Raw genomic sequence first — 1,358 nt, forward strand, 5'->3', positions numbered from 1 at the left:
AAATATAGTTCATTTGGCTTATGATGTGTCGTTGGTTGCAATATTTATTAACCAGTAATTGAATGAATCAACCTTATGCACTGTCTCCTATTGCCAGATCGGTTCCACCAGGGATTACAGTTCCTGGCAACTTACCTGATAGGCGTGCTGCAGCCCGATTATTCCTGCTTACTGTCTAGGACAGAAAATCGGTAAACGGTAGCGGACTCATAGGTCTCGCCTGGTTTAAGAACAGTAGTAGGAAATTGGGGTTGATTCGGTGTATCCGGAAAGTGCTGGGTTTCCAGCGCAAAACCATAGTGTTTCCCGTACGTGTTATTGCCACTACCGGTGATTGTGCCATCCAGAAAATTGCCCGAATAGAACTGGATACCGGGCTCCGTAGTAAATACTTCCATCATTCTACCGCTGGCCGGTTCAACTACTGTGGCCGCATGCTTGAGTTTTTTGCTTGTGTCAGTGAGCACGTAATTGTGGTCGTATCCCCCCGGCACTTCCTTTATGCGCGAACCTATTGGCTGTGGTTTGGTGAAATCCATTGGGGTGCCAGATACGTTGCGAAGCTCTCCTGTGGGTATAAGCGTCTCATCCACTACGGTATACCTCTCCGCGTTTAGTGTCAGATTATGATTTAATATATCCTTTGCCTCACCAGCCGCTAAATTAAAGTAGCTATGGTTGGTCAGGTTTACATGCGTGGTTTTATCTGTCGTGGCAGCATACGCTATTTTCAGCTCATTATCATTTGTCAGGGTATAGGTCACGGTAGAAGTCAGCTGGCCAGGATAACCTTCCTCTCCGTCAGCACTTACATACGTCAGTTTCAGAGCGTTCTGCTTCGGGAGTGGCTCTGCCTGCCATACCACCTTATCAAAACCTTTGTTGCCCCCATGCAGGTGGTTAGTGCCATTGTTGGTGGCCAGCTTGTATTCCTGGCCTTCCAAGGTGAATTTGCCTTTGGCGATGCGGTTCCCGTAGCGCCCGATGGTAGCACCGAAGTAGGGCCCGCTTTTCAGGTATGCCGGGCTTTGGTAACCGGACTGGTCATCAAATCCCAGGACCACATTCCCTAACTTACCCTCCTTGTCAGGTACAAGAATGGAGGTTACAGTTGCCCCGTAATCACTTATTTTCACCTGCATGCCATGTTCATTTGTCAGCGTGTACAGGTTGGTTTCCTGCCCTTCCTTTGTTTTGCCAAAGCTTTCTTGCTTGATTTCCATTGTTGGTTGCTCGTTAGCGGTTGCAGTCATCTCCGTGCCCTCCTGCTTCGGGGTATCACCTGAACAGCCTGTCAGGCTTGTGGCACCGGCAATTCCCACCAAAGCCAGCAGTAGCAGCTTTTTCTGTAATCCTAT

Annotated in this window: 1 protein-coding gene; it reads right to left on the reverse strand. The window is 48.6% G+C overall.

Features of this window, described 5'->3' with window-relative positions:
- Nucleotides 1-158 precede the first annotated feature (158 nt).
- Nucleotides 159-1,358 carry an aldose epimerase family protein gene (locus tag OB13_RS18045; protein ID WP_461491579.1) on the reverse strand — a complete coding sequence of 400 codons (1,200 nt, stop codon included), beginning with the start codon at nt 1,356-1,358 and terminating at the stop codon, nt 159-161.

The organism is Pontibacter sp. HJ8 (assembly GCF_054824225.1).